We start from the raw sequence: 23,509 nt of genomic DNA on the forward strand, positions 1-23,509 counted from the left end.
TTTCATTTTGAGTAGCAAGTAATGGCAACAGAAGACGGAACTCTAGGATGGAACTATCGAAGCCGTGTAGCAGCAGAATTGGTGTGCCTTTACTATCTTTGTGAATATAGGTTGTGGAGATTGGGTGTTGGCTCAAGCTGGTTGCAAGGGCAATTCTCTCAATACTTTGGACAAAAGCGATCGCTGTTGGGTCTATTAGTTGATTAACTTGTGATGGTAGAAAATTAGGAAACACTGGTGTTCAAAGCTTTAATCAAATTTGGAACTGAAACGAAACCAGAAATATTATAAGAATTACTGTAGGAAAAAAATAGCTAATCTAAAAGTCGTGTTGAGTATTTATTATTGTTGGTTGTTTGTTGAATTACTGATGGAATACCTTCTCAACTCTTAAAGAGGCTGTGCCCTAAGCGTACTCCTAAGTCGAAGCAAGCGGGAGCGTAGCGTCTCTAAGAGTTGCTATGCCGCAGGCTTTACGAGATACTGCGCGAATGACTTGGACTTGGCACAAAGGATTGTGATTACCATTCGGCACAGTGCTTAGGGCAATAGCTTTTGTAACGAATGCTAGCATTGTATTAAGTGATACATTTTTTGCTATCCATTGGATATGGTTATAGACTGGGATCGCTTGTAGATAGGTGCTGTTTTTCTGGTTTGTAGAACAAAGCCAGGAATATACTGAGTTGTTCAAGTATGTAGCTATCTATTTAAAATGCAGTTAAATTGCACTCCCATTTGTGAAATGCTGTAATAAGTGCGATATGTAGGGAGAGGATCTCCATGACATCAAAAGGCAGGAAGAAGACCTCACGACGTGGTTTTCTTCAAGGGGTAGCTATTAGTACAGCTGCTGTAAGTGCAGCAGAGTTACTAAAAAAAGAAGTGGCAGATGCTGCAAGTATTGGGGACGATCGGGCAATCCCTCTCCAAAGTACTGAATTTGATTTTATTCAGAAATCGGCTGCCTTAGAGCCAGACAAGATTGTAAATAGTGCTTGCCAATTCTGCAATTGTCTGTGCCGATTGAAAGTTCATCTTAAAGACGGGCGGATTATAGATGTTTCAGGTGAAGCCAATGACCCAGTACAGGCTGGTGGCTTTTGTATTAAGGGGCCAATGATGACCCAGCTAGTTTACAATCGTTTTCGCTTGAAAAACCCAATGAAGCGGGTTGGTGGAAACAAAGGTGAAGCTGATTCTAAATTTGAGCCAATTTCTTGGGATGAAGCACTTTCGATTATAGCTAGCAAGTTTTTGGCACTCAGGGATACAGGTGAAGCCAGAGCGATCGCGAACAAAACCTCTGGCAGACTCCCACGGGGGACAGGTTCTCTGGTCGGGCGCTACTTCAGTCTGCTGGGCAGTCCTAATAATACTGATGTTGGACCTGTATGCAACGATGCTGGTGGCAATGCTTTGGCATGGACGTTTGGCTTGGGTAATTTTACAAACGGTTACGGAATCGATGATGTGACCAAAAAAGAAGACTTGGGAAGTGCCAAATTCTTTCTATTTTTAGGTACGAATCAAGCGGAAACGCATCCTGTAACCTTTGCCTATCTTCTCAGAAGTCGTGTTCAGACCAAAGCCAAACTAGTAGTTATTGACCCGCGCTTGACTCCTACAGGAGCGCAAGCTGATGAGTGGATTGCACCGAAACCACACACTGACTTGGCTTTGGTTTTGGCAATGCTTTATCACATCGTAACTAACAACTTATACGATGCTGCTTTTGTAAAAGAGTGGGTACTGGGTTTTGATGAACTGAAAAATCACCTCCAGAGCAAGGGCTACACACCAGAGTGGGCAGCAATTGTAACGGATGTTCCAGCATTAAAGATTAGGCTTCTAGCTGAGGCTTATGCCAAAACTAAGCCTGCTGCTATTTTCTGCAACGCTGGGATTTCTCATCAATTAGGGGCTTTTGACACTTACCGTTGTTTGACATTCCTAGCTGCAATTACAGGCAATATTGGGATTAATGGCGGTGGTTGCAATTTCATGCACAATACTTGGCCAGGGGAATTGAATTTGCCAGCTATTATTGGTAAAACACCTAGCAAAGATATTGCACTACCAGTTGGGCCAGATTATTTTGCCCAATCGATTATTTCAGGTAAACCTTATCAGCTTAAAGCGATCGTTACTCAGGGGAATCCTCTGTTAGCTTGTTCAGACACAATTAAAGTACAACAGGCTTATCGGCAATTAGAATTTTATGTTTACACTGGATTGTTTATGGAAGAGTCAGCGTACTATGCTGATATTATTTTGCCCGTAACCAGTGGTTTTGAAATGGAAACCGTTTATATGCGACGGGACGATCGAGCAATCCGTTGGCAAGAACAAGTGGTTACTCCGGTAGGTGAGTCCAAACCAGATTGGCATATCTGGATTGATTTAGCACACGCCACAGCGAAATTAGACAAACGCAATCCGCCAGAATACTGGACAGATAACTTTCCTGATTCTTGGAAAGACTATAGCAATCTGTGGGCAACTTTTTTAAGGAATACTCCAGGAATGGGAGGCATGACTCAACAAAGGCTATCTCAAAGAACAGAACCTTTGCGCTGGCCTTGCCCAACAGTGAATCATCCTGGTGTCAGCACACTTTACTTGGATCATCCCTCTTGGTATGAAGCCGCATCAGCTCTTAATCCTAATAATATTGGTAAGCGATTCCTGACTCTTAGTGGCAAAGTAGAAATTTACACTCCCGAATTGCAAACTCGGCTAGCTGAAGCTGGGCACTCTGCTCTGCCAAGCTTTTATACCCATCCAGAGGTAACAGGTAAGCATCCTACTATTGAGTATGCATCTGAGTTGGTAAAAAATCCAGTGAATCCGCAGGCTCTAACTCAAAACGTCAAATTAGGAAAAATCTCTTCTGGTGAGGTACACAAGCAGTACCCACTGATGGGAATGACTGGTAGATCGAGTGTAGTTCATTTTCACTCTGTAACCCACTGGACTTATACAGGCAAGCAAATAAATGGTGTTCGCCTAGTACAAATCCATCCACAGGCAGCAAAAAAAGCAGGTATTAAAAATGGTGATGAAATCATAGTTGAAAGCCCCAGAGGCTCAATCATTGGCACTGCATTGATTTGGTCAGGAATTCGAGAGGACACTATTTTTGTTCCTAATTGGTTTGGACCTGGGCAAAAAATGGCAGAAGAGTTGGGAACACCTTATTATGAAGGAGCTAATACTTTGATAGATCAGCAGTACTACGATAATCTTTCTGGACAGCAAGCTTTTAAATGCTTTGCCTGTCGGCTAAAAAAGGTTAATTAGAAATATCTAGGTGAAACGTTCATACTTTTTTAAACTAGCTTTTAGCAGAGTGCGTCACGGTTTCCGTGCGCCCAACTTTTCAAGACAAGACTTCAGGGTGATTTATGAACAAAGGCGAATTAGTGGATGCTGTAGCAGCAAAGACCAACATCATAAAAAAGCAAGCAAGCTGATGAAGTCATCAGTGCTTTTTTGTCAGTAATTATTGAAGCTGTAGCCAATGGAGAGAAGATAACGCTGGTAGGGTTTGGCTCATTTGAGCGGCGCGATCGTTCCGAACGCGAAGGGCGTAATCCCAAAACCAATAAACCAATGACTATCCCAGCTACCATTGTGCCTGCGTTTTCTGCTGGGAAACAGTTTAAAGAAAAAGTAGCGCCATAGATAAATTGCTTTACCACTAGCAATCCAATCACTGCAAAGCCGTAGCCCTCGCTCTTATAAAGACAGGGTATGGCAACGGCAGGGAGAATGTGAGTGTTGAATTGCAGATGTAAAAAAAGCGCGATCGCTGCACCAACACCTGCCTTCGTGATGCCTTTTCTTGGAGCATCTCCTGTTGTTTATCAAAATGATCCAAACCTTACTATTAACTTCTTTCTTATTTATTTCACAATTGCCTACTTTCGAACCAAAATTTATTAATTTAAAAAACCAATTAGAAAATCAAGGGTTCCAGATAATAATTGAGCTACCACCAAAGCGAGGAGCTTATGGATTATTGAGAGAGGCTGACAAAAAAATTTGGATTAGCCCAGTAGTTTTTGAGCTACATATTGGTACTCAGACTCTAATTCATGAAGCAGTTCATGCTGCACAAGTATGTGCAGGGAAAGGGAAAATAAAAACTTTAGGTCTAAATCTTCAGCCGAGTAATTATGCTCGACCTTTTTTATCGCTACTCTTAGCCATAGCCCAACACAGCGTGTTATGACAAAAATTGCTAAAGATATCCTTAACTCCAAGGCAACAAATGCACAGTCAAAACCTTTTGGACAGGGGAAAAGAGCCTTCTGGGGAGTCATAAATCCGTCTCATTATTTACCCGGTACTAGTTCTAACAAAGGCACTGTATTTATTGTTGATCCAGCTAATTCCGACGCAGGTACAATGTTTGTACCTTCAAATGGATTGCAATACTACAATAACTTAAGGTAAGAAGCAAATTTATTTAACTCAGTAAAAAGACCGAGCTTGTTGAGCTAAATAATTTATCTACTTCATTGCATCAATGATTTTCCCTATTTGGAAAAGTAACTTCTCCACATTTGCCCTTGACGCACCTATTCGAGTCGAAAACTCGTTCAGATATAATCCGTTGCATACCTCATTTAAAGCATTGTTTATAATTACCACTTCTTCTTGACTCAAACGAATCGTGGTTATCTCTTTTTCTACCTGCTCTATCTGCATAAAGTTACATTTCTTAGGTGTATGGACAGTATCTCTTAGAGGATGATGTACTTTTAATTTTAAGCTGTCGCTGCCCTCACTTACGGTAGAATTCGTGCAGAATTATTCGCAAAAGGTACTCCAATAGGCCCTAATGATTTCCAAATAGCTGCGATCGCGTCCCATCAAATGGGAACCATGTTATGTAATTGCGTTCCTGGGCACCATGAAATTATTGAATTTTCTCAAATCCAGACCAGTCATTATAGTTTTAGCAATTGCAGTAAACATCACTGTTATTGATATACATTCTTCTAGTTCAAATCTTCCTATAGACATGAGTAAAATTACTCAGTCCCAACCACAGATTCAACTTGTTCACACACTGACTGGGCATAAAAAAGTGACTTTTGGTGTTCGAGCAGTCGTGATTAGTTCTTCGGGGCAAACCCTGATCAGTGGAGGTAGAGATGATACAATTAAAGTCTGGAATTTACGTACTGGAAAATTGTTGCGTAGTTTAAACGCTCACTCAGATGGTGTTACTTCAATTGCGATTAGTCCAGATGACAAGAGGATTGTAACTGGTGGGATAAGCACCCCAACAATGAAGGTTTGGGATTTACGCACTTTCCTTATGCTAAAGGGCGACAGTGGGCATACCCAACCAGTAGAAACCATTGCGATTAGTTCAGATGGTAAATTGATTGCTAGTGGCAATGACGATGGCACAATCAAGCTTTGGGATTTACACACGCTTAAGCTGCTTGATAGTATTGCTGCACACTCAGGATTTGTGAGTAAAGTTGCATTTAGCCCTGATATGCAAACCCTTGTAAGTGCTGGGGGTGGCGATGATAATACAATTAGGCTGATTGATTTGCAAACTAAAAAAACACGCCATATTCTCAAAGGGCACAAAACCGGAGTTGATGCTATTGCCATTACTCCAGATAGCAAAAAGCTTGTTACTGGTAGTTTTGGTCAGCTAGTTTCTCGAAATCGTGCAATCAGTACCCTGAAGTTATGGAATCTTCAAAGTGGAAAACTGCTGCATGAGTTTACTGATAATTTTAGTTCAGTTGAATCGCTTGCCATCAGCCCCGATGGGAAAATTCTGATTTGCGGCAATTATGATGGCACTATTAAACTGTGGAGCTTAGAGACTTTAAAACTATTGCACACATGGAGAGATGGTTCCAGTTCGGTTTTAGGGCTTGCTCTGAGCCGGGATGGTAAAACCCTTGCTAGTAGCAATGAGGATAGTACTATACATATTTGGCAATTTAAATAACTGCATTGTTTAACTACAATATAAAACTTAAGAAAAGTGTCAAATCTGAATTCCTGTTTTCCGGTCTAGTTTTTTAAAAGCGCTCGCATGGTGGCGGATATGATCTTCAATAAAACTGGCGATGAAATAATAACTGTGGTCATAGCCTTCTTGGTAACGCAAGTTTAGCGGCTGGTTAACATCTGTACAAACTTGCTTAAACACCTCTGGCAGTAATTGTTTAGCTAAAAATTTATCACAAGTCCCTTGATCAATAAGAATTGAACTGTGATAACCTACTTGCTTGACTAATTCACTAGCATCATAAGCACGCCAATTTTCTTGATTGCTGCCAAGATAACCACTAAAAGCCTTTTGACCCCAAGGACAACGCATAGGTGCAGTGATTGGTGCAAAGGCTGATACTGATTTGTAGAGTTCTGGGTTTCTCATTGCACAGACAAGTGCCCCATGTCCGCCCATCGAATGACCGAAAATGCCTTGTTTATTAGGTTGGGTGGGGAAATTTGCAGTAATTAAAGCAGGTAATTCCTGGACGATATAACTATACATTTGGTAGTTTTGACGCCACGGTTCTTCTGTAGCATCAACATAAAAACCTGTACCAGTGCCAAAGTCCCAGTCATCATCCTCACCTGCAATGCCAGTATTACGCGGACTGGTATCTGGTGCGACCAATATCAAACCGTACTCAGCGGCAAAGCGTTGCACTCCTCCCGCCTTCGCCATAAAATTCTCTTCCGTGCAAGTTAATCCAGAGAGGAAATAGAGAATCGGTACAGGATTTTGAGTTGCTTGTGGTGGTTGATAGATGCTAAAGCGCATTTCAGCGTTACAGGTGGAGGAGTGATGACTGTAGAAACCGAGTTTGCCACCAAAGCTTTTATGTTCTGAAATCAGGTTGAGGTTAGCCATTAGTTATATTCTGCTTTCCTGAGCGGCTGCGGAGAATGGTTATTTTAGCGTAGTAGTTCGCTTTCGTGACGAAAGCGGGGAAAAGGGTAAGGGGGAAGGTGGGGCCCCCACGAAGTAAAGGATTTGGGGCAGGGGAAAAGGGGAAGGGGGAAGAGGTAAAGGGATAGAATTTTCCCTTCCCCTTTAACATGCACCCCAACCGGAAAGCAAAAGTAACTTTTGCCAAGATGTCTTTTTAACTAGGCAATCCCGATGCCCCCTGTTACACCATAAACTTCTCCGGTGATGTAGCTGCCTTCTTGGGAAGCAAGCAACACATACACAGGAGCAATTTCCACGGGTTGCCCAGGTCTTCCGAGGGGAACTTCAGAACCAAATTTCTCGATCTTATCCTGGGTCTGACCACCACTCGGCTGTAGCGGTGTCCAGAATGGACCAGGTGCGACTGCATTAACGCGCACTCCCTTGTGGATCATCTGTTTGGCGAGAGATTTACTGAAATTCTCAATGCCAGCTTTGGTCATCGCATAGTCAAGCAGACTCGCTGAAGGTTGATATGCCTGAATCGAAGTGGTGTTAATAATTGATGCTCCAGGCAAAAGATGTGGAATGGCAGCTTTGGTAATCCAAAATAGCGCATAGAGGTTTGTCTTCATCACTTTATCGAAATGCTCAGTCGTGATATCGCTAATTGATGGGTAAGATGTCTGTGCGCCAGCATTGTTCACCAGAATATCTAAACCGTTCAAAGATTGCACTGCATCTGTCACCAGCTTTTGGCAAAAATGCTCGTCGGTGATGTCACCCGGAAGCGCAACCGCTTTGCGCCCTGATTGTTCAATCAATTGGATCACCTCTTGAGCATCAGCCTCTTCGCTCTTAAGATAGCCGATAGCGACATCAGCACCTTCCCGCGCAAATGCGATCGCAACAGCACGCCCGATACCAGAATCAGCTCCAGTGACCAATGCCTTCCGACCTGCAAGCTTTCCACATCCAATGTAGCTCTGCTCACCGTGATCCGGTTGGAGCTGCATCTTTTGAGCAAGTCCTGGTACGGGCTGCGGTTGTTGAGGAAAGGGCGGAGCGGGATATTGCTGCCGGGGGTCTTGCATCTCTAATCGATCGGATTTCATCACTTAGTTGTTTTAATAGTTTTTGCTATTCTTGACTCAAGTATCAAGCATTCGGGAAAACGATTCCTCACCCTTTGAGCAGAATAATGTTCACGCCAAGCCTGTGAACAAAAGGCTCGTGAATTGCGTGAGCGCCAAGCTCGTCCACTAAAATTTGAATTTTTACTCGCTCTGCGGTAAGCGAACGCGAGTAGCGTCTCGTAGAGTAGAGAGGAAATCCAAGCGACACCAATCGTCTTAGACATCGCATACAAAAAAGCCCAGTCATCTCATAACTGGGCTTTTAGCTATTTCAATGAATCATTGGAGGTAGAGTAGTTTCACTCTATGCAGCAGGTTGTTCAAGATTAACCTTGACAACTTTGTTCTTTTCTTGCTCAGTTTTAGGCAATATTAGATTCAAGATACCATTTTTATAATCTGCCGTAACCTTAGTGTTTTGAACCCGAACTGATAGAGGAATTACGCGTTTAAATTTCCCGTAATTAAACTCACTTCTAGTAACACCTTTTTCCTCTGTTTTTGTTTCAGACTTGCGCTCACCGCTAATGTGAACAGCGTCTTCGGTGACTTGAATATCTAAATCTTTAGCTTCCAGCCCTGGTAGTTCTAGCTTCAAATGAATAGCATCATCAGTTTCTTGTAGTTCAGCCGCAGGAACTCTGATAAAATCTCTGTTAAATCGTGCAGATGGTACTCTGGTATCTCCAAATAAGCCGTTGATGTGACGTTCAAAAGCGTTCAATTCTTGCCAGGGGTTGTAACGAACTAGTGCCATAACTCTTTCTCAGAAAAATTCAGTTCTTGTTTTATCGTTTTTGCACTTGCTTTGGTGCTTATGTATTCATAATAAATATGCTTAAAACTCCTGTACATTCGGTTTTTATCACCAAATAATTGATGATTGCCGTACCATTGTAGGCATTAAAAAAGATTACGGTTTCCTCTAATTTTTTGGTTCGGCAAACCCGAATAATAACTATTAATACCAATAATAATCAACTAATTATTCTGCTATTGAAGGGGATAGTACAGTTAGGTAGGCGAGCTGATAATGGCCAAGGTGGGGCAGAGAGTTCAGCTTCTGTGTCTCGAACACGAGTAATCAACAATAGTGTTCCATTTGGAGCAATGACAGAGGTAACTGAAGAAATAACTGGAGAACGCACATCTGACAATTCACCATTGGGTACAGTTGTGAATCTAGCTTCTAGCGTGCAATAAAAAACTGCCATAGACGTAAGCTGGAGGAGTTTAATTATTTCATATTAACTTGACATAAAGATGACAAACTTATAACAAAAGTATGACTAAAATTTTGAACTGAAAAGCTTGTTTAAAGTCAGGAAATGAAAGAAATTTATCGAGACAAAGGTGATAAAATTTTGACAATCAAGACTCATAAATGAGAATGAGGAAATTTATTATATGAATCGGATTTTTTCTCACAGCTTACTAGGGTTAGCAGGTGTATCATTTTTGCTTTGTTCGTCTCAATTAGCAATGGCACTTGTACCCTTAAACGTTGCAATTATCGTCAATAGTGGTTCTACAAATACGATTGGATACCGGATTTACGTATCACCGACTGGAGAAGTTAATTATGTTGATGGGAAAGGCTCTCATCAAGGTAAATTGTCCCAAAAACTCACAAAAAAGTTCTTTCGTGACGTGAAGATTGCTGAACCTTTATCTAATTTACCAGTTCAACAAAGTTGCGTAAAATCTGTTTCTTTTGGTACAATAACTACCATTAAGTTAGCCGATCAGCAGTCGCAAGACATCAGTTGTCCTGGCAATCCTAAAGCTCAAATATTAGATAATGACGTTATTGCAATTGCCAAAGCTTTAAACGTAGTTAATGTTCCAAAGAGCCAAGGGCAGCCACTCCCACCGCAGAATTTTTAGGTAGTCTTAGATACAAGATAGCCAGGAGAGCAACGCGAAAAAGTGAGATCCTCGTGAAATAGGCAGTTCTTGCTGGGGAAGTAAAGAGATAAATAAGCGTATTTTTTACTACTGAAATAGATTACTTATACACTTATTTATTTCTCTTCCCTTACCTCAAGAGCCTCCCTGCTTGTGCGAGGAATTATATACAACCGAAAATAACAGAAACTTGTACTCTATAAATAGACTGCTGAGGATGCTATTAAAGAAAGTACAATCACATGGCTTCATTTGATAAATTTCTGTACCATCGGAGTGTGCGCCCTCTCGATATGGTGCAAGGTGTAGTTACTTCTATCCTGCTACACTCTATTTTTTTAGTGGGGAGCAAATATTGGTACAGAGCTTTGATGCATGAGCCGAAGCAAGAAATTAGCCAAGAGATTCCAATCGAGATAGTTGAAGTTCCTCCTCAGAAAACAGACATAACTTCTCCTTCCTCATTGAGGGCTACCAAAAATTCTCTTGCTGGCGGTAAAGCTTTGCCAAAAAGACCTATTTCTGTGGTGAAGTCAGCGAATCTGGTAGGACAGAAAGCCGATAACGAGCGTTCTTTTGACTTAACAGTCTCATCTCCTCTCAAGGTATTCCAGACAGGACGGCAGCAGCAGAAAACGGAATTACCAAATCGATCTGGTCAACAACCGCAATTCAAATCTCCAAAAACGGCATCAGCATCTGCAAGCAAGACACAAGTATCTAACTCTCAAAAAATTGCAGTAGTACCAATGACCACACCACTGCCAGTTCCATTTTTTAAAACAGCACCCAATCCAAAGCAAATACCTTCAGCATCTGCAACTACAGCGCAAGTATCTAACTCTCAAAAAATTGCAGTAGCACCGATTACTACGGCACAGCCAGTTCCGCATCTGAAAACAGCACCTTTGACAACACCTTTAGTACTTAACCCAAAACAAATACCTTCAGCACCTTCAACCACGGCACAACTACCTAATTCTAAGAAAATTGCAGTAGCACCCGTGACTAGACCACAGCCAGCCCAGTTGGGAAAAACAGCATTTGAAAGAGCTACGACACTACCAGTACCCAAGAATCCGAAAAAGTTAAGGCAGTCGAGAGTTGGATTCAGTGGGCAAACACCGACTCAAGCTCAGTCATCTCTAAAAACAGGTGCGGCAAGTTTGTTGGGTGGTACTGTGGGTGTATCTAGTCAGAATTATCGCGGCGATCAACTTGCAGCTGTGCCTAATTCCAACCGCGATCGCATTGGGACTTCTGGTGTTGATGCCAGCAGTCAAGATGTAGACCTCACCTCTTACTTAAACAAATTAAAGAAACGCGTTCAGCAGCAGTGGCTACCAGGAATGAGCCAGTCTAATCGGCGAACGGTGCTTAACTTCACTATTAATCGTTCAGGTGAAGTTAACAATCTCAATATTGTACAAACCTCTGGATTTCGTGTGACTGATGAAGTAGCAATGAATGCGATACAACGAGCTGCACCTTTTGCACCTTTGCCCACAGGATATCGCAAGAACTACATTGATATTGAATTTACATTTGATATCAATGTTTATGGCGAACTAAATTTATGGAGGGATGGTGGCTAACAACAGGAAAACAAAGGCAGCAGCACAAAATATCGGGGGGGGGAGCAATGCTCTAACAGTGAAATGGGTAAGCTGGCGTTGCAAAGGAGGCAGGGGAATCAAACTTTAATTAGGAATTATGAATGATAAATTAATAATTATTTTGAATTCCGCCTTGTGGTACTAGTGGTATCTAGCGGTTCCTCTGAGCGCTAAAGTCTGATATGACTGTAATTGTCCAAACAGGGGAGTACGGATAAATCCTGATGTTTTTTGAGTCGTCAAAATGGCTTCAGTAATGAAGGAAGTTTCTTTTTTGCCGATAGCTAGATTGATAATTGGTAACAAGAAGCTCAGTTTGACTATATTTCCTCCAATGTCAGGGTTTGGTGGTTTGCTAATAATTACCGTCAGTAGTGTACCAATATCAGTATCTAATGTCTGAATTTGCTCGCCACTAAAATGCTGGTAAATGTTTTGTGTTCTGTAATCAAGCTGTGAAACTTCATTGAGAATTGAATACTTTATCTGAGTGCTTTTGCCCTCAAGCTCAAACTCATTTGGTCGTTGCACAACAATTGCTTGTGCTGGTTTTGTGGATTTAGGCATCAAAAAAGAAACCAATGATGTCGTGCTTCCGCCAGTCACAAAGGTAAGAGCAGTTTTGAGAATTTGACGGCGGGGAGAATTTGGGGGTATATCTTTGAGGTTAGGGTTAAGGTTCATAATTGAGAAATACTAGAAGTAAAATTCAAATGATTATTTTTTTCCGACTCAACTGTGTGTAATTAAGTCAGTTAAGTTTTTGACTTATTCGAATTCCAATAGATTAGTTCATTAATTAAGAGTTCTTTCTTTTTTAAGATTTTATTTACACTTATGTCAATGTTGTGTGATAAATATGTCAAAACTGTATAGTTTTACAAATTGATGCCTTTGGATTTGTGAGGGGGTTGGATTGGCTCAGTGCCTAATTAAGACATCTTGCAAAAGGAACTTTTGCAAAATGTCAGGGTGCAGTATTTAATAAACTCTCTGTAAATAAAGCCCTGGATTTTTCTCAGGGCTTTTGAAATCGAACAGCAATTGTCCAGTTAAAAATATACAAAGAATTTTTTTTAAGTGTATCATTTTACTGACTATTGCTCTAACCAGTTAAGCAGCCCAAGGGAAGTAGCGCCTCCGACAAAGTGAGCGCCAATCAGATTGACATTTGCCAAAACCACAAAAATATCTAGAGACCGAATGACATTTTCAGGTCTATAGACTGCTATTGTTTGAGGCAGAGCTAGGGTTTTCGCTAATACAGCAATAACAGTCACTTCAGATGCTAAAAAAGCTAACAATAGCCCTATAAAACTGACAATTAACCCAATTTGTAATACTTGAATTACATCCTGTTTACTTGGATGTAATTCCCGATTAGGCGACTGTAAAAGCTTGTCTAAACGTCTGTAGCGGTTCATCCAGTAAAGTCGGAAACACAGCACTAAAATTCCAATAATTCCCAAAAATACTCAGATAAATCTTGAACAAGTATCTAATTGCTGAGATGAAAGGAGTAAAGCATATTCATATATGGGTATATTCAAAGATATACTCTTACTGAATCTGCTAATACAAATAACACTGTTTACTCGGACTATATACTGCAAAACCGTAGCGCTTGCTGTTCTTAAGGCAGGATATGGCAACGGTAGGGGGAAGGTAAATATTGAGTTATAAATATTACACAAATAACGTGCTTTACTGGCAACAAGATGAAGAAACTGGACATTCAGTAATTAGCTTGGCTGAGTTAGGAGAACAGTGGTTATGGTGTTTTTTGGATGAGCAGGCAAAAAACTATTAAAGTGAAGCGCGTTCGCCTCACTGCCCTTTGAGCGTGATTGCTGTCTTCCCAACGTCTCAGTCAATAGCCCTTTTAGGGAGACAGCTTTGACTTGTCGCCCAAAAACAGTATCATCTGAAATTTTATGCGAAAAATTATTATTGGGGTTATGGGGAGAGGAGAAAATGCGACAGCAAATGATTTACAAAATGCTTATATATTGGGTCAAGTAATTGCCAAACAAGGATGGGTTTTGCTCACTGGTGGTAGAAATGTAGGGGTAATGGATGCAGTAAGTAAAGGTGCAAAATCTGCTGATGGTTTAACTATTGGTATTCTTCCGGGTGAGAATCAGGATGGTATGTCCTCTTGGGTGGATATTGCTATTTTCACAGACATGGGTAATTCTAGAAACAATATTAACGTTCTCACCAGTGATTTGGTAATTGCTTGCGGAATGGGTGCAGGAACCGCTTCAGAAATTGCTCTAGCTTTGAAAGCAAATAAGCAAGTAATTTTGTTGAATAATGATGAAGAAAGTCAACTTTTCTTTAAAAAACTGTCGCCAGAAAATATTTATATTGTGGAGAGTGTGGAGCAGGCGATCGCCACTGCCAAAACAATTTTATCTTAGTTACGAATTACTGAATCAGTAAAGTCTTCTCAAATTGGAAGGCTCTCGAATTGATTGGGTTTGAATCCCCATCTGTTGCGTTAGCTTCCCGAAATTTAAATTATATTCCGGATCAGACTGCTCCAAGAGAGTGTATGTATAAAAAAGAGAACTACATTCCCAGATGATTAACCAAATTACCGCCTTAGAATCCTGTTGGCATATTTCTCCTTGGTGGGGTAAGGAAATGCATCCACTAGCAGTGAGAATGTTAGAAAAAGTTTTGTTGCCAATCTCAGACTTATCAGGTTATTGCTGTGGTGTTGAGTGGTCAGGACAAGAATGGATTTATGCAATTGTTTGCCAGAATGAAACTCTCTACTTAGCTGAACAAGAATTTCATACAACAAATGTACTAGAAAAGTCCACTGTTTCTACTCCAGCTTTTAGATTGGGGGACATAGTTGAGGTTGATTTCGGTGAACGACCGACACGCCGTATTATTCAAGGAATTTTTAGTCTCAAAGATAATTGGCTTTATGGGGTAGAGTGGCGCTCCCCAACTTTAGAAGAAGTGTCTACCCAAAGCAGAACAATATGGCTTGCTGATGTTGATTTAGTTAATGTTAGTGTATAACTATTGTCATTTGATATTCAAGAGTAAGGCTATAGGTTACTATCACCCGATCGTCATGGTTTTGAGTGAGTTTAAGATGTCATCACTATCCAGGGAATTTTCCATTGGTTGAGCCACATCTTCAGCATTTCCTACGAGTTGGGGTTCTGCTGCATCTGAAAGTGGCGATACTACAATGGTAGATGTTTCCGATTTTACCTCGTTTTTCTTAGGCATTAGACCGACCATTAACTACATCAGAACAAGCATATATAAGTAGTTTATCGAGCCGTGTACAACTGAGTGCAACAAACGCAATTTTTACCTACAGCTATGGAGACTTTCGAGGTGAACCCAAGGAAGTTCTAGAAAAGTATTTCGACATCATGTTATAGATGGCGAATTGGGGGACGCGACAATTAATGTTTCGTTTCCTTAAAACTGTAGTTGCTCCATCAGTTTTTGAGCCTTATTGTTTAGCTGATAAAATTACAGTATCAAGTAGCACAAACTATGTAATTGTGGATATCAGTATCCAGGATGAAGAATATGGAAATTGGATGGAGTTAATGAGCAACTACAAAAGCAGTTAGAACATCTCAGCCAACAGTTTTTCGCGCAGGATGTAGAAACCAAACTGAAGATTCGTATGGCTCTTGGTGGTAAAGCATGGCGGGGATATTTCCCCGTGGGTAATGAGTTGACATCAGGTAGACCGGACTTAAAAGAAGGTATTTACTTTGGTACAGAACTAGAATCAGACCACCCACTTGTGAAAACTGGTGTACCAATGCACGGTCAAAATCTTTTTCCATCTAATATTCCCCAATTTCGGGAAACAGTGCTGGATTATATAGACTCAATGACCAGACTTGGACACGCCCTAATGGCTGGTATTGCTCTAAGTTTGGGGTTAGAAAAGTCCTACTTTGCAGACCTTTATACGAAAAACCCATTGATATTATTTCGGATTTTCAATTACCCTCCTAATTCATCATTATCTGAATCTAAATGGGGCGTTGGCGAACATACAGATTATGGAGTATTGACTATACTAAAACAAGATGATGTCGGTGGATTACAAGTCAAATTAAAGTCTGGTTGGATAGATGCACCTCCTATTCCTGGTTCATTCGTATGCAACATTGGGGATATGCTCGATCGTATGACACAAGGACTGTATCGCTCAACACCCCACCGCGTTCAGAACCGATCAACAAGTAATCGCTTGTCATTTCCATTCTTCTTTGATCCCAATTTCAACATTGAAGTCAAACCCATTGAACTCAACGGCATAGTAGTGAATGACGATCAAAACGATCGCTGGGATAAAGCTAGTGTCCATGAATTTCACGGAACTTATGGCGATTATCTTCTGAATAAAGTCTCCAAAGTATTTCCAGAACTGCGCCAAACAGCGTTTTAGAGTGCTGTACATGGATAGCACGACGTTGAGCCAATGCTGAGTAAAAGTTACTGCTCAAAAGAAACTCTAATTACGTCAAAAAGTTTGTTAGCAACATCTAAGGAAGGTGACTGCGGGGGTTGTCTGTTTCATTCGATGTTACGTTGATGTGAAAGCTCTGCCAGTCAAGCCAAATCGCAATTAAAGAAGTCGCAAGTCAGAAGTACAGTTTTGTAACGGGGATAAAGACAAGAGCCACAAGTTTTGTGGCTTGTTAGAAGCCGGGGACAAAAAAGCGCCGAATTTGGTTAACGCTATCGCAAGTTTACCCTGACTGAAGTCGGGGGCTTGTCACAAGGACGTTTTATGTCTGGCACGGAGTGTCTCGACATAATTCTTTAAAGTGGGTAACAGACGGGAGCAATGCGATTTTGTGAGGTGCTAAAATCAAGAACGGAAATAGGGTATTTCGGGATGCGATCGCGACGAAATAAACCTGTTTTTATTGAGAATATGGCGATGAGGCTGAGTTGCAGCGTTTGGGAATTCCGGTCGTGCAGCACCTTCCCGGTGTGGGGCAAAATTTTCAAGACCATGTGGCATTTGATTGTGTTTGGGAATATCAGGAGAAGCGATCACACCCCGAAACAACCTGTCCGAAGCCATCTTTTTCAAGGGCGACCAGTCCGGGCTGGACAGTCCAAATCTATTTGTCTGTCAGGCTGAAGTGCCAAAATCCACTGCCGAGAATGTCGCCCGGTTTGGCTTACCCGATGCAGGCTGGACGTTATTCGGGGCAGTCGCCCATCCCAAAAACCGAGGTCGCTTGCGCCTCACGGGTTCCAATCCGTCCGACCCGATCATGATTGATGCCAACACGCTATCTGATCCGGATGATCTCAAGGCTGCGATCGCGCCTTGCAAGGGCGGTCACTTTGCGGACTGGGAACAGCCGAAACTCTTTGCCGAAGAGATCCGCGTGGCATTTAGGTCACTGCGTTAGTGTGGAGAGAGAAGCCGATTTAATTAAAGCCAGTCGTACTCGACAAACTGTAATGACCAACTATCAACCGAGGTAACAATGGAAACAGCAGATGTGATTGTGATTGGCAGCGGTCAGGGCGGAGTTCCCCTCGCAGCTGACTTTGCCAAAGCAGGGAAGAACGTCGTTCTGTTTGAGCGCGATGCGTTGGGCGGCAGTTGCATCAACTATGGCTGTACACCTTCTAAAGCCTTTCTAGCTGCTGCCCACGCCGCAGGTCGCGCTCGACAAGCCGCAAAGCTAGGCATACACGCGCTCCTTGAAGTCAATTTTTCTACAGTGATGGAGCGTGTGCGTAGCATTCGCAGCCAGTTTAACCAGGGTGTCAAACGGCGACTAGACAGTGCAGGAGTTAGAGTTGTCTGCGCTGAAGCTGCTTTCACCGGAGAGCGAACTGTAAGCGGAGGAGGTGTGGCTGTGGAGGCTCCGATCATTGTTATCAACACAGGAACATCCTCTACTATTCCTGATATTCCTGGTTTAGCTGGAACGCCTTATCTGACCAACCGAAATTTCTTTGATTTGCAGCAGATTCCGCCCCGCTTGCTCGTAGTCGGCGGTGGCTATATTGCCCTAGAGTTAGGGCAAGGAATGGCGCGTTTAGGGAGCCAAACCGAATTGATTGTGCGGGGCGATCGGCTGCTGGCTCAAGAAGAATCCGATGTCAGTGCTGTGCTTGCTGATGCCTTTGAGCAAGACGGAATTGGACTGCATTTCAATGTGACGGTTCAGCAAGTTGCTTATACCAACGGTGTGTTTACCCTAACGCTGAATAATGGCGAAGTACTCGATGGAGAAGCATTGCTGATTGCGACTGGACGCAAACCGAATACTCAGGCATTAAATTCTGTGGTGACAGGCGTTGAATTAGATGCACAGGGTTTTATTAAAATCGATGATCAGTTTCAAACGACTTGCCCTGGAATTTATGCGATCGGGGACGCTGCCAAGCAGCCTGCTTTTACCCATGTTTCTTGGGAAGACTATCGTCGCTTGAAAGCCATTCTGTGTGGCGAACATCGGACACGCAACGATCGGGTGTTAGGCTATGCCGTTTACACAGAGCCACAAGTGGGCCGGGTAGGGATGACGCTAGAGCAGGCTCACAAACAGGGCATTGCTGCCCGCGAAGTCACCCTACCAATGGCTTACATCGCCCGTAGCATTGAGTGGGGGCACGATCTGGGTTTCTACCGCATGGTCATCGACACCGATACAAATTTGATTTTAGGAGCAACGCTGGTTGGATACGAAACGGCTGAACTCGTGCATGTCTTTTTGTCGCTGATGGAAGCTAAAGCAACGTGGCAGGTACTCGAACAATCGGTTCACATTCACCCAACTTACGGTGAGGCGTTGCCCAGTCTCGCAAGGCTACTCGTTGGAGATGATATGCCAACCTGTCCCAATATGTAACAAAGGAGCAACCAATAACTACTAACTTGAATATGAGCGAGCGCTTCAAGATATCTGCAAGGGGTCGCTTTTCCCCATGCTGAACTATCCAATCAGGAAAAAGAACTGATCGAGTTTTCTATACTCATGCGGAGGCACTAAAAATCACACAATCATCTCCATTGCCTAGCTAACTTTAAATCTAAAAATGATGAAATTTTGTGCAATCAGCTATATATCAAGTTGAATCTTTGCTGATTCAAAATGAACAAGCACATGCCTTCGTTGCATCCAACTTGTCACCAAGCTCCCCCGGTGTGCATTCCTCTGCCTGAAGCTGTTGTTCGTATTGAAACTTGCGGGATACATCGGTTTCAATAACCAACGCTGTTCGTCGATTTGCAACTTTCTGGCTTTGAAGGGTGTAGGCTTTTTCGAGTGAGTCTCTTTTAGAAAGCGATCGCTGGCGTTGATTCTGGGATTGGACTGAATTACCTGATACCGCCGTCTGCTGCCCAAGGTGAATGTTGTAGATGTCGCCGCCAATTTGCCCAGCATTCACTGTGTCAGTGTTAATCAACCCACCGCCAAACTGGGAATTGCGTAAGTCGTTGCTGGAGACTTGCTTTGGGTCTTCTGAATCGGGCATGGGTTTGACTTGAGAGCCATAGAAAGGCTTTGACTGTTTTCGGAGATGTCTTTTGAATTAGAGCGAAGCGACATATTCATCGACTATAAGCACGCTTTGATCGAATCCAGTTTTTTTGAGTGTTTCTAATACCATTTCCTGGGGAGCAACTATGTAAATATCCGCAGCCGCATCTATTGTTTGTTTGGCAAAAATAAGTACCCGCAGACCCCCACTGGCCATATATTCTAAGTCTTCCATCAACAACACGAGGTGTTTTGGATGTTCAGCTACTGCTTTCTCTACCTCTATCTTGAAAATCGGTGCAGTCATGGCATCCAATTCTCCAGACAAAGTGATTTTAGCGACATCATTGCTAATTTTTAGTGTGGCACTGAAAGCCATAATCTTTTCCTTATATCAATTCTACAACTGCAAATTCTGAATCACTCGCGATCGATATTGTTCCAGCACTGAAAGACTGCCTTCTAATATGACACTTAGGGGTGTAGTTAGTTCGCAGAACTGACTTTCGTCATTAGCATCAAAGGAAGTATCTCCTAATTTATTGGTTAAAAGCACCACTGCAAACACTCGATTTCTGCTATTGAACATCGGCAAACAAAGGATATTACGAGTATGATATCCAGTGACTCGATCGATTTCTCGATAGAACCGAGGATCGTTCTGAGCATCAGTTACATTCATACTTTCACCCTTTGTGGCAACATAACCAGTAATGCTACCATTCATCGGTAGGAAAATTTCTAATGCTTCTTCGTTTTCATTGGGGACAACCTTAGCCCAGAGCTGATTTTTTACCTCATCAACGACAAAGATAGTAGCTCGATCCGCAGCCATAATTTGGGCGATTTTCAAGGCTAAAGCCCTAATCACTTCCTCAATATTTGCTTCTAGCATTTGCTCGCTGAGAATATCCATTGCTTGCAAAACTTGTTCAAATTCTTCTTTGAGCTTTTGAAGCAAACTCAAAAATTGAGGGATGGTTAATTCTTGGATCTTGCGGCTCAATTCCTCTTTCTTTGCTTTAACTAATGAGGTCGTTGTACTCTCAATGTCTAGAATTGCTTGCTCTGTAGGCGATGCTAAACGGCCATCTTCTAGATGAACAATCCGATCGGCAATATCTAAAATCCGATTGTCATGGGTTACTAGCAAAATTGTACAATTCTGCTGCTTTGCCAGTTTTTGCATCAATTCCACCACATCTCGACCACTGGCTTTGTCTAGCGCTGCTGTTGGTTCATCTGCCAAAATCAGTTGGGGTCGATTTACCAAAGCCCGTGCGATCGCCACTCGTTGTTTTTGTCCACCCGATAACTGGTGCGGATAAGAATGAATCCGCTTTTGCAGTCCCACTTGCTCTAATATTGCTTGCGATCGCTCTTGCGCTTCTTCCATTGCGATCGCATCATTCAGCACCAAAGACATTTGCACATTTTGGTTTGCGGTTAGGGAACCTAACAAATTATGAGCTTGAAAAATGAACCCTATCTGCTTGCGGACATTTTCCAGCAACCGATTACTCACTCCGCTTAACTCGTGTCCTAGTACTTGAAGGCTACCTTCCTGAACAGAACGCAATCCCCCAATTAAAGTCAGCAGTGTTGTCTTCCCAGACCCGGAGGGGCCGGACATAATCACAATTTCTCCAGGATAAATCTTCAAAGAAATATCAAATAATATTTGTTTGCGTAATTGACCCTTTCCATAATAGTGATTGATGTTTTCGATTTGAATAATTGGTTTGGTAGACATCAGTTTAAATCAACATCTATTTAAAAATTTTATTAATAAATATCAGCCGGATCTATCTTTTGTAGCTTTCTGGTTGCTATCAGTCCAGAAACAACACACATTAAAACTGTTAAACATAGTACGAAGCTGATAACGTTAAAATTCATCTCTAATTGCAGCCCTGTAGCCGTAGAAATTAACTGATAAAAAAGAAAGCTTAAGCAAAAACCCGGAAAAAAACCAAAAAATGAAAGAATGATGGATTGGAGAAAAACAATACCAACAAGATAAAAATTAGAATGGCCAATAGCTTTCAAAGTGCCATATTGAGGTAGATTATCTGCAACATTACTATAGATAATGTTGTAAACTACGACAATACCAACCACAAAACCGATGATTGTTCCTAGTCCAAAAATAGCCCCAATTCCAGATGATTGCGTCCAATAATCTAGTTCTTTGGCAATAAAATGTTGTTTCGTATAAACAACTATATCAGATGGTAAAGATTGATTCAAAAACTTTTCTAGGCGATCGCTATTCGTTTCTGGAGTCACTTTGATTAGACCAATATCAACGTCGTTGAGCGATGAACGAAGCTTGGAATCAATGCCAGAAGGTCTAGTTGCAAAGATTCTCAGAAAATTAAGATCGCTGACAATTAAATTACCATCAGTTACAAAGTCAGCACCCAGTTCAAAGGTTCCAATTACTTTGACTTGGACACCAGAAAGCTCAGTTGTCACACCCGGTTGCATAGAACCATAATCTTTGCGAGACCTGCTATCGGCCAATAGAGTGTTAGGCATTTGGAGGGCAAATTCAGCCGCTTGGATCTCAGGTAAGAGAAAAACAGGATCGTCTAGATTAAATCCAAACACTCGGATAGACCTTTCCTCAGCAGTTCCATAACGTCTCCAACTACCAAGAGTGATATAAAGTGGATAAGCTGCTGCAACGCCTTCAAATTGTCTAACTTGATATAATCGACTTCGATTAAAAGTTTCGTCAATAACGGTAACATAGCGCCGCTGACTGAGCATGATTAAATCAGCATTGAATGCCTGAATAAACGCAACGTTACTATTCAACATTGCATTCTGAAATCCGAGTTGGGAAAACATGAGAAAAACTGCAAACGCGATCGCGGCTAATGCTGTGAAAAACTGCGATCGTTGCTGGAGTAGGTTGCGCCAAGAAAGGGACAACTTAAAGAGGGCAAATCGAACCTTTTTCCTAGAAAACATCGGCGGGATCTGCAACTAACACTTTCCGAGCAACAACAAATCCAGATGCACTACATGTCAAAATCGTCAGACCAAATACTAATAACATCCGACTAACAGTCATAGCGACCGGTAGTCTTGTGGCAATAAAAATGGCATGATACATCCCCAAAGCCAGAAGGCAACCAGGAATAAACCCCAGCGTCGCCAGCACGAGCGCTTCTTGGATAACGACCGTCAACAAACGCAAATTAGTATATCCAATGGCTTTTAAGGTTGCGTACTCATGCAAGCGTTCATTGACATCAGAACTCAGGACTTGATACACAATCACAGTCGCAACTAGAAAAGCCATGATCACAGCAACACCAATGATATAACCGAGCGAAGTAGACTTAACCCAATATTCCCGATCTCTGGACATCGCTTCTTGACGACTGAATACTTTAATCGTTGCTGGCATGATTTGGCGTAAGTTTTGCACTACTTCATCAACCTTTACACCAGGCTCAACTGTAATCAACCCCAGACTTATATCATCCAGCGATCGCCCCGGATTCAGACGAATAAAATTTTGATCGCTAACAATTGCAGTGCCATCAGCACGGATAGTGTTATTTAAGCTAAACAGCCCTACAATCTCAACTTGTCGCCTGTTCAGTTCAGTTTTCAGACCCACTTCTCTCGGGCCAAATTCGGAGCGTGAGAGGCTATTCATTAACAAGGTATCTTGACGTTGTAGGGCTGATAAAGACTGATAAACTTCTGGCACGCGCAACACAGGATCTCGATAATTAAACCCCAAAAGCAAAAGCGCTCGTATTCGCGTCGTTTCTACATTGCGCCACGAGCGAAACGCGAGGTAAAGTGGTCTGGCAGCAGCAACGCCATTCGTCCCTCCCGCCTGATACAAATAACGTCGGGGAAAGGGTGGAACATAGGTGGACTCCGGCGACTTGGATGAAATCAATACAATGTCAAAATTGAGGCTGTCGTAGAGCAGCGTTGCTCCCTTCATCACTCCGCTAAAGAGTCCTAGTTGCATAAATACTAAGGAAACCGCAAAGCTGATGGCTGATACTCCCGCCCCTAAGCGAGCTTTACTCTGAATTAAGTTTTGCCATGCTAATGGGGGTCCTTTCCAGTGTTTGCGGTGCTGACGGTTAGTCACATTACCTAACTCCTGATAATTTAGATACGAATGGCACTAAGAAAAGCCCAAAGGCTTGTGTCGTCTTGTTCCCAGAGTATTGGGGCGGGTTCTATGTGATTTCGATACCTAAGAAAAGCCCAAAGGCTTGTGTCGTCTTGTTCCCAGCCTCCAGGCTGGGAATGTATTTAAAGTGGGCTTCTGCCTCAATTCAAGCTACTGGAGGGCGGCAGCCCTCCCAGAATGGGTTCCCTGCCTATAGGCTGGGAACCAGTCAGAGCAAGGGCTGTATCTTTTCTTAG

General features: G+C 42.3%; 24 protein-coding genes and 5 pseudogenes. 14 read left to right on the forward strand and 15 right to left on the reverse strand.

Annotation, left to right across the window (positions count from 1 at the left end; all coding sequences use genetic code 11):
• Positions 1-235: pseudogene (locus HWQ42_RS03850) on the reverse strand (alpha/beta hydrolase); the annotation flags it as partial.
• Positions 236-783: 548 nt separating this feature from the next.
• Here HWQ42_RS03850 and HWQ42_RS03855 point away from each other — a divergent pair.
• The 6 genes and pseudogenes from HWQ42_RS03855 to HWQ42_RS03880 all read left to right on the forward strand — a co-directional run bounded on the left by HWQ42_RS03855 (position 784) and on the right by HWQ42_RS03880 (position 5,989).
• On the forward strand, positions 784-3,303 hold the full coding sequence (locus HWQ42_RS03855) for a molybdopterin-dependent oxidoreductase (RefSeq protein ID WP_292809482.1): 2,520 nt from the start codon (positions 784-786) through the stop codon (positions 3,301-3,303).
• A 104-nt stretch (positions 3,304-3,407) separates the two neighbouring features.
• A pseudogene (locus HWQ42_RS03860) lies at positions 3,408-3,687 on the forward strand (HU family DNA-binding protein).
• A gap of 232 nt (positions 3,688-3,919) precedes the next feature.
• Positions 3,920-4,237: a hypothetical protein gene (locus tag HWQ42_RS03865; RefSeq protein WP_292809484.1), complete on the forward strand. Its 318-nt coding sequence runs from the start codon at positions 3,920-3,922 to the stop codon at positions 4,235-4,237.
• Complete coding sequence (locus HWQ42_RS03870; protein WP_292809485.1) at positions 4,234-4,461, forward strand: hypothetical protein; 228 nt, start codon at positions 4,234-4,236, stop codon at positions 4,459-4,461. Before HWQ42_RS03865 ends, HWQ42_RS03870 begins: the two co-directional genes overlap by 4 nt.
• 324 nt (positions 4,462-4,785) lie before the next feature.
• Positions 4,786-4,875: pseudogene (locus HWQ42_RS03875) on the forward strand (type II toxin-antitoxin system VapC family toxin); the annotation flags it as partial.
• 46 nt (positions 4,876-4,921) lie between these two features.
• Complete coding sequence (locus tag HWQ42_RS03880) at positions 4,922-5,989, forward strand: WD40 repeat domain-containing protein (protein WP_292809486.1); 1,068 nt, start codon at positions 4,922-4,924, stop codon at positions 5,987-5,989.
• A 39-nt stretch (positions 5,990-6,028) separates the two neighbouring features.
• Here the strand turns inward: HWQ42_RS03880 and fghA are convergent, their stop codons facing one another.
• The 4 genes from fghA to HWQ42_RS03900 form a co-directional block, all read right to left on the reverse strand.
• Positions 6,029-6,904, reverse strand: a complete 876-nt coding sequence (gene fghA / locus HWQ42_RS03885) for an S-formylglutathione hydrolase (protein WP_292809488.1) — start codon at positions 6,902-6,904, stop codon at positions 6,029-6,031.
• 239 nt (positions 6,905-7,143) lie between these two features.
• Positions 7,144-8,040 (reverse strand): SDR family oxidoreductase, encoded by an 897-nt coding sequence (locus HWQ42_RS03890; RefSeq protein WP_367119036.1) that lies wholly within the window; start codon positions 8,038-8,040, stop codon positions 7,144-7,146.
• A gap of 325 nt (positions 8,041-8,365) precedes the next feature.
• The gene (locus HWQ42_RS03895) at positions 8,366-8,818 is read right to left on the reverse strand and encodes an Hsp20/alpha crystallin family protein (RefSeq protein WP_292740595.1); all 453 of its coding nucleotides are present in this window, start codon (positions 8,816-8,818) and stop codon (positions 8,366-8,368) included.
• 220 nt (positions 8,819-9,038) lie between these two features.
• Positions 9,039-9,275, reverse strand: a complete 237-nt coding sequence (locus tag HWQ42_RS03900; RefSeq protein WP_292809490.1) for a hypothetical protein — start codon at positions 9,273-9,275, stop codon at positions 9,039-9,041.
• Between the two features lie 193 nt (positions 9,276-9,468).
• On the opposite strand from HWQ42_RS03900, the gene HWQ42_RS03905 reads away from it, so the two are divergent.
• Entirely contained in the window at positions 9,469-9,948 is a 480-nt protein-coding gene (locus tag HWQ42_RS03905) for a hypothetical protein (RefSeq protein WP_292809492.1), read from the forward strand.
• Positions 9,949-10,211: 263 nt separating this feature from the next.
• A complete protein-coding gene (locus tag HWQ42_RS03910) occupies positions 10,212-11,564 on the forward strand; it encodes a TonB family protein (protein ID WP_292809494.1) in 1,353 nt (450 codons plus the stop codon).
• A gap of 162 nt (positions 11,565-11,726) precedes the next feature.
• Here the strand turns inward: HWQ42_RS03910 and HWQ42_RS03915 are convergent, their stop codons facing one another.
• Together HWQ42_RS03915 and HWQ42_RS03920 are read right to left on the reverse strand one after the other, a co-directional pair.
• A complete protein-coding gene (locus tag HWQ42_RS03915; protein WP_292809495.1) occupies positions 11,727-12,269 on the reverse strand; it encodes a hypothetical protein in 543 nt (180 codons plus the stop codon).
• A gap of 413 nt (positions 12,270-12,682) precedes the next feature.
• Positions 12,683-13,060, reverse strand: a pseudogene (locus HWQ42_RS03920) (DUF3611 family protein); the annotation flags it as partial.
• Between the two features lie 197 nt (positions 13,061-13,257).
• On the opposite strand from HWQ42_RS03920, the gene HWQ42_RS03925 reads away from it, so the two are divergent.
• From HWQ42_RS03925 to HWQ42_RS03935, 3 genes are all read left to right on the forward strand, one after another.
• Entirely contained in the window at positions 13,258-13,395 is a 138-nt protein-coding gene (locus HWQ42_RS03925; protein ID WP_292740609.1) for a hypothetical protein, read from the forward strand.
• Positions 13,396-13,519: 124 nt separating this feature from the next.
• On the forward strand, positions 13,520-14,008 hold the full coding sequence (locus tag HWQ42_RS03930) for a TIGR00725 family protein (protein WP_292809497.1): 489 nt from the start codon (positions 13,520-13,522) through the stop codon (positions 14,006-14,008).
• A gap of 163 nt (positions 14,009-14,171) precedes the next feature.
• Entirely contained in the window at positions 14,172-14,624 is a 453-nt protein-coding gene (locus HWQ42_RS03935; protein WP_292809499.1) for a DUF1392 family protein, read from the forward strand.
• 42 nt (positions 14,625-14,666) lie between these two features.
• On the opposite strand, the gene HWQ42_RS03940 is transcribed toward HWQ42_RS03935, so the two are convergent.
• Positions 14,667-14,840 carry a hypothetical protein gene (locus HWQ42_RS03940; RefSeq protein WP_292740612.1) on the reverse strand — a complete coding sequence of 58 codons (174 nt, stop codon included), beginning with the start codon at positions 14,838-14,840 and terminating at the stop codon, positions 14,667-14,669.
• Positions 14,841-15,159: 319 nt separating this feature from the next.
• Here HWQ42_RS03940 and HWQ42_RS03945 point away from each other — a divergent pair, with 319 nt between their 5' ends.
• Positions 15,160-16,029 (forward strand): 2OG-Fe(II) oxygenase family protein, encoded by an 870-nt coding sequence (locus tag HWQ42_RS03945; RefSeq protein ID WP_292809501.1) that lies wholly within the window; start codon positions 15,160-15,162, stop codon positions 16,027-16,029.
• A 426-nt stretch (positions 16,030-16,455) separates the two neighbouring features.
• Here HWQ42_RS03945 and HWQ42_RS03950 read toward each other — a convergent pair whose 3' ends face one another.
• The gene (locus tag HWQ42_RS03950; protein WP_292809503.1) at positions 16,456-16,674 is read right to left on the reverse strand and encodes a hypothetical protein; all 219 of its coding nucleotides are present in this window, start codon (positions 16,672-16,674) and stop codon (positions 16,456-16,458) included.
• A gap of 61 nt (positions 16,675-16,735) precedes the next feature.
• On the opposite strand from HWQ42_RS03950, the gene HWQ42_RS03955 reads away from it, so the two are divergent.
• Together HWQ42_RS03955 and HWQ42_RS03960 are read left to right on the forward strand one after the other, a co-directional pair.
• Positions 16,736-17,011 carry a hypothetical protein gene (locus HWQ42_RS03955; protein WP_292809505.1) on the forward strand — a complete coding sequence of 92 codons (276 nt, stop codon included), beginning with the start codon at positions 16,736-16,738 and terminating at the stop codon, positions 17,009-17,011.
• Positions 17,012-17,089: 78 nt separating this feature from the next.
• Positions 17,090-18,466 carry an FAD-dependent oxidoreductase gene (locus HWQ42_RS03960; RefSeq protein WP_292809507.1) on the forward strand — a complete coding sequence of 459 codons (1,377 nt, stop codon included), beginning with the start codon at positions 17,090-17,092 and terminating at the stop codon, positions 18,464-18,466.
• A 238-nt stretch (positions 18,467-18,704) separates the two neighbouring features.
• Here HWQ42_RS03960 and HWQ42_RS03965 read toward each other — a convergent pair whose 3' ends face one another.
• From HWQ42_RS03965 to devC (HWQ42_RS03990), 6 genes and pseudogenes are all read right to left on the reverse strand, one after another.
• Positions 18,705-19,094 carry a hypothetical protein gene (locus tag HWQ42_RS03965; RefSeq protein ID WP_292809509.1) on the reverse strand — a complete coding sequence of 130 codons (390 nt, stop codon included), beginning with the start codon at positions 19,092-19,094 and terminating at the stop codon, positions 18,705-18,707.
• A gap of 57 nt (positions 19,095-19,151) precedes the next feature.
• Entirely contained in the window at positions 19,152-19,478 is a 327-nt protein-coding gene (locus HWQ42_RS03970) for an anti-sigma factor antagonist (protein ID WP_292731024.1), read from the reverse strand.
• 21 nt (positions 19,479-19,499) lie between these two features.
• Complete coding sequence (locus HWQ42_RS03975) at positions 19,500-20,015, reverse strand: GAF domain-containing protein (RefSeq protein ID WP_367119037.1); 516 nt, start codon at positions 20,013-20,015, stop codon at positions 19,500-19,502.
• Between the two features lie 165 nt (positions 20,016-20,180).
• Positions 20,181-20,852: pseudogene (locus HWQ42_RS03980) on the reverse strand (DevA family ABC transporter ATP-binding protein); the annotation flags it as partial.
• A 32-nt stretch (positions 20,853-20,884) separates the two neighbouring features.
• On the reverse strand, positions 20,885-22,078 hold the full coding sequence (devC, locus tag HWQ42_RS03985) for an ABC transporter permease DevC (protein WP_292809511.1): 1,194 nt from the start codon (positions 22,076-22,078) through the stop codon (positions 20,885-20,887).
• The gene (devC, locus tag HWQ42_RS03990; RefSeq protein WP_292809513.1) at positions 22,068-23,228 is read right to left on the reverse strand and encodes an ABC transporter permease DevC; all 1,161 of its coding nucleotides are present in this window, start codon (positions 23,226-23,228) and stop codon (positions 22,068-22,070) included. Before devC (HWQ42_RS03990) ends, devC (HWQ42_RS03985) begins: the two co-directional genes overlap by 11 nt.
• Between the last annotated feature and the right edge of the window lie 281 nt (positions 23,229-23,509).

It is taken from the genome of Nostoc sp. JL23, assembly GCF_017115065.1.
Taxonomy (GTDB): domain Bacteria; phylum Cyanobacteriota; class Cyanobacteriia; order Cyanobacteriales; family Nostocaceae; genus Nostoc; species Nostoc punctiforme_A.